Source organism: Bradyrhizobium altum, from assembly GCF_020889705.1.
Classification (GTDB): Bacteria; Pseudomonadota; Alphaproteobacteria; order Rhizobiales; family Xanthobacteraceae; genus Bradyrhizobium; species Bradyrhizobium altum.
In genome coordinates, this window is sequence record NZ_JACMYP010000342.1 from 1 (window position 1) to 7,730 (window position 7,730).

The 7,730-nt window shown below is 63.7% G+C and carries 9 protein-coding genes; 8 read left to right on the forward strand and 1 reads right to left on the reverse strand.

Features of this window, described 5'->3' with window-relative positions; translation table 11 throughout:
* Positions 1-102 precede the first annotated feature (102 nt).
* Genes phaZ through H8B02_RS42645 form a run of 3 tightly spaced genes read left to right on the forward strand, consistent with a single transcriptional unit; the run spans position 103 to position 2,738 of the window.
* Positions 103-1,035: a poly(3-hydroxyalkanoate) depolymerase gene (phaZ, locus tag H8B02_RS42635; protein ID WP_229171707.1), complete on the forward strand. Its 933-nt coding sequence runs from the start codon at positions 103-105 to the stop codon at positions 1,033-1,035.
* A 21-nt stretch (positions 1,036-1,056) separates the two neighbouring features.
* The gene (locus tag H8B02_RS42640; RefSeq protein WP_229171710.1) at positions 1,057-1,482 is read left to right on the forward strand and encodes a phasin family protein; all 426 of its coding nucleotides are present in this window, start codon (positions 1,057-1,059) and stop codon (positions 1,480-1,482) included.
* A gap of 38 nt (positions 1,483-1,520) precedes the next feature.
* Positions 1,521-2,738 carry an acyl-CoA dehydrogenase family protein gene (locus tag H8B02_RS42645; protein ID WP_229171711.1) on the forward strand — a complete coding sequence of 406 codons (1,218 nt, stop codon included), beginning with the start codon at positions 1,521-1,523 and terminating at the stop codon, positions 2,736-2,738.
* A gap of 85 nt (positions 2,739-2,823) precedes the next feature.
* Here H8B02_RS42645 and H8B02_RS42650 read toward each other — a convergent pair whose 3' ends face one another.
* A complete protein-coding gene (locus tag H8B02_RS42650; RefSeq protein WP_229171712.1) occupies positions 2,824-3,015 on the reverse strand; it encodes an MJ0042-type zinc finger domain-containing protein in 192 nt (63 codons plus the stop codon).
* 356 nt (positions 3,016-3,371) lie between these two features.
* Between H8B02_RS42650 and H8B02_RS42655 the strand changes: the two genes are divergently transcribed.
* The 5 genes from H8B02_RS42655 to H8B02_RS42675 all read left to right on the forward strand — a co-directional run.
* Positions 3,372-4,274: an AraC family transcriptional regulator gene (locus H8B02_RS42655; RefSeq protein ID WP_229171713.1), complete on the forward strand. Its 903-nt coding sequence runs from the start codon at positions 3,372-3,374 to the stop codon at positions 4,272-4,274.
* A gap of 825 nt (positions 4,275-5,099) precedes the next feature.
* A complete protein-coding gene (locus H8B02_RS42660; RefSeq protein WP_229171715.1) occupies positions 5,100-5,783 on the forward strand; it encodes a TonB family protein in 684 nt (227 codons plus the stop codon).
* Positions 5,780-6,295, forward strand: coding sequence for an RNA polymerase sigma factor (locus H8B02_RS42665; RefSeq protein WP_229171717.1), 516 nt, complete (start codon positions 5,780-5,782; stop codon positions 6,293-6,295). The genes H8B02_RS42660 and H8B02_RS42665 overlap by 4 nt, the downstream gene beginning before the upstream one ends.
* 117 nt (positions 6,296-6,412) lie before the next feature.
* Positions 6,413-7,375, forward strand: a complete 963-nt coding sequence (locus H8B02_RS42670; RefSeq protein ID WP_229171719.1) for a FecR family protein — start codon at positions 6,413-6,415, stop codon at positions 7,373-7,375.
* A 128-nt stretch (positions 7,376-7,503) separates the two neighbouring features.
* On the forward strand, positions 7,504-7,730 hold a 227-nt coding region (locus H8B02_RS42675), incomplete at its 3' end, for a hypothetical protein (RefSeq protein ID WP_229171722.1).

A 7,730-nucleotide genomic window follows, 5' to 3' on the forward strand; every position in this document is an offset into this window, starting at 1 on the left:
GGGACTGGCTGCATGCGCGCTCGGGCGAAGAGGTGGCGGCGCCTTCATCGCTCGGTAACACTCGTTATCAGACACTTGCTGCGGCCCCGGGGACATATGTCTTTGAGTGACAACCTCGCCAGCGGGCATAAGGTCGAACCGGGCGCGATCGAAGCCCGGCAGATGACGGTTGACGACCAGGTACTTCAGGTCGCGGTCAGGCATGGCCGCGGCAGCGGACCGCCGCTGCTGCTGTTCAACGGGATCGGCGCCAACTGGGAGTTGGCGAAACCATTCCTTCAAGCGCTCACACACACGACCGCCATCATCTTCGACGTGCCGGGCGTCGGCGGCTCGCCGCGCCCGCTGCTGCCGTATCGCCCGTCGACGTTGGCGCGGCTTGCGGCTGATCTCGTTGCGGAGCTGGGCTACACGGAAGTCGATACGGCCGGCGTGTCCTGGGGCGGGGGAATTGCACAGCAATTCGCCCATCAATATCCAAAGCTGTGCCGGCGGCTGGTGCTTGCAGCGACGGCGCCTGGTTTCACCATGGTGCCGGCGAGCCCCTCGGTGTTGTGGAAGATGGCGACGCCGCGCCGCTACACCGACAAGGACTACATGAACCGGGTTGCGGCGGATATCTATGGAGGCGCATTTCGCGCCGATCCGTCATTGATCGGTCGGCATGCATCCGCGATGCATGGTGCGCGCAACCTGGGTTACCTGTACCAGCTTCTCGCGATGACCGGCTGGACCAGCCTGCCCTGGTTATGGTCGCTGCCGCAGCCGACGTTGGTCCTGATGGGCAGCGACGACCCGCTGGTCCCGCCGATCAACGGTCACATCCTGACAAGTCTGATTCCGAACGCCGAACTCCGCATGATCGATGACGGGCACTTGTTCATGGTGACGCGGCCCGCTGAAACCGCAGCCTTGATCGAGGAGTTTCTGGCTAACGAGAGCCCGCAGGTCGAGCCGCAATCCCCGCTTTCGCGACCGTTTGGTCTCGTCAGAGATCTCGTTCCGACGTCCGAAGGCGGACGCCACCAATCCTAAGCACAGCACAAGGAGGATAACATGACGGACACGAGCTCATACTTCGAGATGCTGAGGAAGTTCGGAAGCGATCTCGGTTTGCCGAAGCTGAACGTGGACGAGTTGCTTCAGGTCCAGAAAAAGAACATCGACGCGCTCAGTCAGAGTGCGAAGGTCGCCGCGCAGGGCGCGCAGTCGGTGGCGCAGAAGCAGCGCGAGGTGCTGGAAGCGGGATTGCGGGAGGCGACGACGCTCGCGCGCGAATACAAGCCGCTCAAGATCCAGGAGAACATCGCGCTGCAGACCGAGTTCGCGAGGAAGATGTTTGAGATCGCGGTCCAGGGCGCCCAGGAAAGCGCATCGACCGCGCGGCAGTCGACCGCGGAGGCGGCGAAGATCATCCAGGACCGCGTGAAGGAGAGCTTTGAGGAGTTCCGCGCCAGCGTTCGTCCGAACAAATCAGTCTGACGTCAAGAAGCGTCTCGGCACGTACAAGGGAGGGACCTATGGCGAACCCGCAGGCGACACGGGCTGCAAAGCCGGATTACGTTCCGCCGCCGATCGACGGCGACTTCTACAGGATCGCCAACGTGCTGAGCGACAGCGAACGCGCGCTGCTCCGTCGCGTTCGCGACTTCACGGAAGGCGTGGTTGCTCCCGTCATCGAAGAGTACTGGGGGCGCGATGAATTCCCGTTCGCGATCATTCCGAAGATGGCCGAGATCGGCATCGGCGGCGTCGGCTACCATGGCTATGGCGCGGCCGGCGGCGGTTGGCTGTTGAATGGCTTTGTCGCCATGGAACTGGCACGCGTCGATTCTTCGGTGGCGACCTTCTGGGGCGTGCACACCGGACTTTCGGCGGGCTCGATCTATCTGTGCGGCGACGAGGCGCAGAAGCGGCGCTGGCTGCCCGCCATGATGCGATTCGAAAAGATTGGGTCATTTGGCCTGACCGAGCCTCTGGTCGGCTCCGCCACGTCTGGCGGGATGACGACGACCTGCCGCCGGGAGGGCGACGTCTGGATCCTCAACGGCCAAAAGAAATGGATCGGCAACGCCACCTTCGCCGACATCAACGTGATCTGGGCGCGCGAAGAGAGTTCGAATCAGGTCAAGGGCTTCGTGGTGGGAAAGGACAATCCGGGCTTCTCGGTCGAGAAGATCAAGACCAAGATGGCGCTCCGCGTCGTGCAGAACGGGCTGATCACGTTGAAGGATTGCCGCGTGCCCGAGGCGGATCGCCTGCAGAATGCCAACACCTTCAAGGACACTGCCAAGGTCCTGAGGATGACCCGCACCGGGGTGGCTTGGTTTGCCGTCGGCTGCCAGATGGGCGCCTACGAGCACGCCTTGCGTTATGCGACCGAGCGAAAGCAGTTCGGCAAGCCGATCGGCGGATTCCAGCTGGTGCAGGATCTGCTGGTGAGGATGCTCGGCAACGTCACGTCAACGCAGGCAATGATGCTGCGGCTCGCGCAGTTGCAGGACGAGGGCGTGATGCTGGACGAGCATGCCTCGCTGGCGAAAGCATTCTGCACCGTCAAGTGTCGCGAGACCGTCGGGTATGCGCGCGAATTACTCGGCGGCAACGGCATCCTGCTTGAGAACCACATCGGTCGGTTCGTGGCCGACGCGGAGGCGATCTACTCCTACGAGGGGACCAGGGAGATGAACACGCTGATCGTCGGCAAGTCGATCACGGGCCTGAGCGCGTTCGTCTGACTTACGGATATCTCGGTCGCATGCCGGTGATCGGGGTATGGCAAGTGGCTGGTAAGAAGCCGCCGTTCAAGTAGCGCCGACATCGCTATTTATTCAGGCCGCGAATGGATGGTTGGATTGTGAGGCGGTACGCAACGAGTTTGCTGCCGTCCAACAGCTCCAGCCCGACATCGCAGACCGGGCAGCGATACTCGCCCTTGGTGCCGGGGACGGATGACAATTCAATTCGCCGGAAACCGGCCCCGCAGTGTGGGCACGTGACATCTGCCTTTATCATAAGGTCACCCTGTGAAATCCCGGCGGTGGCAGTGATAACACGTTGGACGGACCTCGGCGGTAACCTCACAAATCTGGAGAGCGGACGGCTTACCAGAGTCCGTTATGCACCAATAGCGACCGAATTGCTGCGTTGCCGCGAAATGACGCGAAGGCCACAAGCGGTGCTGACTCAGTCTGCAAGTACTCTCTCCCCCGACCCTGCCTTCACCCGCGGATTGATGCCGAAGGAGGAAACAAGCAAGAACTGCAAAAGACGCACGTGCAGGCGGTCCTTGCTTCGCTGCGCGAGATAAGTATTCTATCGCACTGAACAATGCGCACCGTGACGAACTTTCTGAGGGCTTAGTCTGCGGTATGCCACAGAGCAGCGCCTATGGAGAAGAGTTCGGCAAGCGCCTGCGGGCGCGCTCGGCTGTGTTTTTCCGTTCGCTACAGAATACGAATATTGCGGTCACGGAGGTCCGCTCCGACGATCCGGAGCACGGCACATCGGGGTCGCAAATTCGCGAAGACGCCTTTGTGGTAGCGCTTCAACTTGTCGATTATCCGGTCCACGAATGGTTTGAGGATGAGCGAGTGGCTCCCGTGACCTCGTTGAGGGCCGGCGAGACGACGATCTACGATATGAAGCGCAACCCGCAGTTCACCATCAACAATCCATTCCATTCCGTTCATTTCTATTTCCCGCGCGCCGCGTTGAACTTCATTGCCGACGGCGCCGAAGCGCGTCAAATTTCGGAGTTGCGCTATCGACCCGGCGTCGGTGTCGACGATTCGACGATCCGGGCATTGGTCACCTCTCTCATGCCCGCGTTCGACCATCCCGAACAGGCGAGCCGCGTTTTCGTGGAGCATGTGACGATGGCGGTCGGCATACATGCCGCCAAGACCTATGGCGGCATGCAACTGGTCGTTCGCCCACTACGTGGAGGACTCGCACCTTGGCAGATGAGGCGCACTGAAGAGACCCTTGCTGCCAATCTGCAAGGTGACGTCTCGCTGGCCGATCTGGCAAATGATTGCGGGGTATCGTTGGCCCACTTTTCGCGGGCTTTCCGGCGATCGACCGGGCTGTCGCCGCATCAGTGGCTGTTGAAGCGTCGTGTTGATGAAGCCAAGGGCCTGTTGCGCGACCGGACGCTCTCGCTTTCGGATGTAGCGCTGTCCTGTGGCTTTGCCGACCAGCCTCATTTCACCCGCGTCTTCGCAAAGCTGACCGGCCTTACCCCCGGCGCGTGGCGACGAAATCTCCAATGACCGTGTCGGCGAGTGGTTCGGGGCCCGGATTGGTCGGAAATAGGACACCGATAGGCGGGCGGCAACTATTGAGTGCGGCAATGATTCCGGGAAGACCAATGTTGCTTATGGTCATCGCGACTGGGTCGAAGCGGCAGCAAGTCCGGCCGTGTCCGCCATTTCGTCGAAAGCGGACGCAACGCAAAGCGCGGGCGAAACGCGATCGGAGTGTTACGGCTTCTGAACTATCACCGACATCGCCCTCCGGCACCCTAGCGAAGCGCATACCATCAGAGAGGTGCTCGCGAAAGGCGAGCTACGACGGTGACCGCTCTGTGCCGTGCGACGAATGCCCATTTTCGGTCGGATAAGCCCAGCGGTGCGACCAGTAAGTCATTGATTGTTCTCAACCCGGGGCTGTCTCTTAATCAGCGGGTCCCAGGTTCGAGCCCTGGTGCGCCCACCAAAGGAAAATCCTTATTTTCCAGGACCTTCGCGGAGTGGTCGCCGAGAACAAATAGATCTCGCGCGACGGTTCTTGTTGAAGGACCGGTGCGGGCCGATCGCTGCGCGACTTTTCCTTCGTGTCGATCAAAGCAGTGCCGACCGCTTGCGGTTGTGGCGCCCAGAAGTTTGGCTGGCAGCGATCAGAACAGCCGCCGATCGCAGAGCCCGTCGTCGACTTCCTTGATGCCGCGCTTTTGTCCGGCAGAGCATGGGCGGCCGCCGGGTCCGCATCCGCTTCGGGGCATGTCGGCCATCCGACCCTGCTGACATGAGATTGTTACACAGCCTGCCTATCGTCCCCGCCCGACCATGATAGGCTTGTAAACGCGAGGAGCCGAGTTGACCCCCGATGCGCGAGCGTCGAGTGCTCGGCTGTGCCGTGCTCTGATGTTCGGCGTCTGTCTTGTTCTGGCGCCGCCGGAAGTGTCGGCACAGGAGGCGCAGATCGACTTTGATATCACAGCCCAGCCGTTGGCGGCCGCGCTCGAGCAGTATGGTGCCGTGGCTGGCCGGAACGTCCTCTACAACAGCAACCTGACGGCCGGACTGCATTCCAGCGCCGTGCGCGGGCCCATGACCGCGGACACAGCGCTTGCGCGTCTGCTTGCGGGCAGCGGTCTGTCGGCGCGTGTGCTCGGAGAGACGTCTTTCGTACTTTATCCCGCACCGGCCACGGCGCAGGCGGCGCTGCCGGTTCCGGTGAATCATTATTATGCGCGGTTGCAGACCGGCCTTCGGGCCGCACTGTGTGCGGAAGCCGATGCACGGCCGGGCCGTTATCGGATCGCGCTGCAGTTCTGGATCGATCCGGCCGGCAACGTGGAGCGGTTCGCGCGGCTGGGCTCGGCGGGCAGCGCCGCGGTCGATGCGGGCATCGATCACGCGCTACGGCGGATGCAGGTCGACGCGCCGCCGCCGGCGGGCCTTGCCCAACCGGTTACCCTGGTGGTCGTCCCGCAGGGACCTGGCACGACGATGGCCTGTAATGGTTCTCCGGCGCGTCGCGCCAGCGCGGCACCATGACCGAGGCGTCCCTGACGCTGATAAGACGCCTGCTGGTCGAGCGCTATGATGAACTCAAGCGACGTCTGGCAAGACGGCTCGGATCGGCCGAGCTGGCGGGCGAGGCGCTGCAGGATGCCTGGCTCCGCATCGCCCGGGTGGATTCGGTCGGTGTCGTCCGCGATCCCGGCAGCTACATCTTTGGCGTCGCCATGAACGCGGCGCGTGATCGCCAACGCAATACCGATAGCCGCACCCTGAGCGCAGCCGAGGTCGATGGACTGCTCGAGATCGCCGATGGCGCGCCGGATCCGGAGCAGGTGGCGCGCGCGCGTTCGGATCTGCGCGGGCTGGAAGCCATCCTGCACGAGCTGCCGCCGCGCCGCCGCGCGATTCTTCTGGCAGCGCGCCTCGACCAGATGCCGCGGCAGGAGATAGCCCGCCGCTTCGGTATTTCCCTGCGCCTGGTTGAGCTAGAGCTGCAGCGGGCGCAGGAGTATTGTCTGAAGCGGCGTGATCGGAGCGGCGGATAGCATGCGGTTCCGCCCGGCTGGAAACGTCTCCTTGAGAGTGGTGGCAAAAGCCGCCGCATCTCGGCGTAGGTGGGCACGGGGCGGACGCCGACCATGAGCGCGATGGATAAGGACGACATGGAATTCGATCCGCTCAAGCGGGAAGCGGTGGGCTGGGTTCGGCATCTCACCTCCGGACAGGCCACCGCGGCGGACGCCGAGGCGCTGCGGCGCTGGTGTGCCCTGAGCGCGGACCATGTCGCCGCTTTCGCCGCCGCGAGCCGCCTGTGGCGAGACCTTGCGCCGGCTGGCCGCAATGTGCGGGCGGCAATGATGACCGAACAGTTGCCGAGCGCCTCGCGTCCGCTCAACCGCCGTGCGTTGCTCGGCGGCGGGCTCGCGACCGCTGCCGCGGCGGCGGGCGTCTATGCGCTTGCGCGGCCGCCGCTCGGTCTGTGGCCGTCCTGGTCGGAGTTCGCGGCTGACTACCGGACCGGCACTGGCGAGCAGCGCCATGTGGCGCTGCCGGGCGATGTTTCGATCCAGATGAACGTGCAGACCAGCATCGCGCTTCGGCCCGCCGATCCCGGCGTGGCACGGATCGAGTTGCTCTCCGGCGAGGCGGCGTTCGCCACGTCCGGGCGCAGCTTTGGCGTACGCGCGGCCGACCGCTGGATTCTCGCCGACAAGGCGCAGTTCGACGTGCGCTATGTGCCGGCTGGCGGCGAGCAGCCGGTCTGTGTGACCTGCCTCAAGGGCGAGCTGCAGGTCCAGCGTGGCGCCCAGGCGATCGCCATGAAGGAGGGGCAGCAACTGCGCTACGACGCGCGCGGGGAGACACTTGCCGCTGCCGATATCGAGGCCGCCTCTGCCTGGCAGCGCGGCTTCCTGCTGTTTCGCTTCACGCCGCTATCCGATGCGGTTGAGGAGATCAACCGCTACCGGCCTGGCCGCATCTTCATCGTCAATGCCGCGATCGCACGGTTGCCCGTCAGTGGCCGCTTTCGTATCGATCGGATGGACGAGGTTCTGACCCAGATCCAGCAGGCGTTCGATGCGCGTGTGCGGTTGCTGCCTGGCGGGATCGTGCTGCTGAGCTGAGTGCGATCCCCCGATCCGCCGGCCGCCCCGCGGCGACAAGAATTTTTCACAAAAATACCTTGCGGGTTTGCGCGTGGCTTCCCGTCACGCTGGTGTGACCTCTGCGGTGTTCGCTGGAAGGACGTGTCATGCCGGTTCGAGCTCAAGCCATCCATTATCCCCGTGCACGCGGTGAATTGGCCGCCGTTGCGCCGTTGCGGGCGTCGCGCCGGATGTCCCGCGGCGGGTTGATGGCCGGCACCAGCCTGGTGACGTTGTTGCTCGCTGCGTATCCTGCGAGTGCGAGGTCGCCGAGCGGCGCCTGGACGGTCGCGGCGCCGCGTTACGCGGCCGATGCGGCGAGCGCTGCGGCCCA

What these genes read in the sequence shown, in the direction of transcription:
- H8B02_RS42640 (WP_229171710.1), top strand. Translation starts at nt 1,057, where the DNA reads ATGACGGACACGAGCTCATACTTCGAGATGCTGAGGAAGTTCGGAAGC.
- H8B02_RS42645 (WP_229171711.1), top strand. Translation starts at nt 1,521, where the DNA reads ATGGCGAACCCGCAGGCGACACGGGCTGCAAAGCCGGATTACGTTCCG.
- H8B02_RS42650 (WP_229171712.1), bottom strand. Translation starts at nt 3,015, where the DNA reads ATGATAAAGGCAGATGTCACGTGCCCACACTGCGGGGCCGGTTTCCGG.
- H8B02_RS42655 (WP_229171713.1), top strand. Translation starts at nt 3,372, where the DNA reads ATGCCACAGAGCAGCGCCTATGGAGAAGAGTTCGGCAAGCGCCTGCGG.
- H8B02_RS42665 (WP_229171717.1), top strand. Translation starts at nt 5,780, where the DNA reads ATGACCGAGGCGTCCCTGACGCTGATAAGACGCCTGCTGGTCGAGCGC.
- H8B02_RS42670 (WP_229171719.1), top strand. Translation starts at nt 6,413, where the DNA reads ATGGAATTCGATCCGCTCAAGCGGGAAGCGGTGGGCTGGGTTCGGCAT.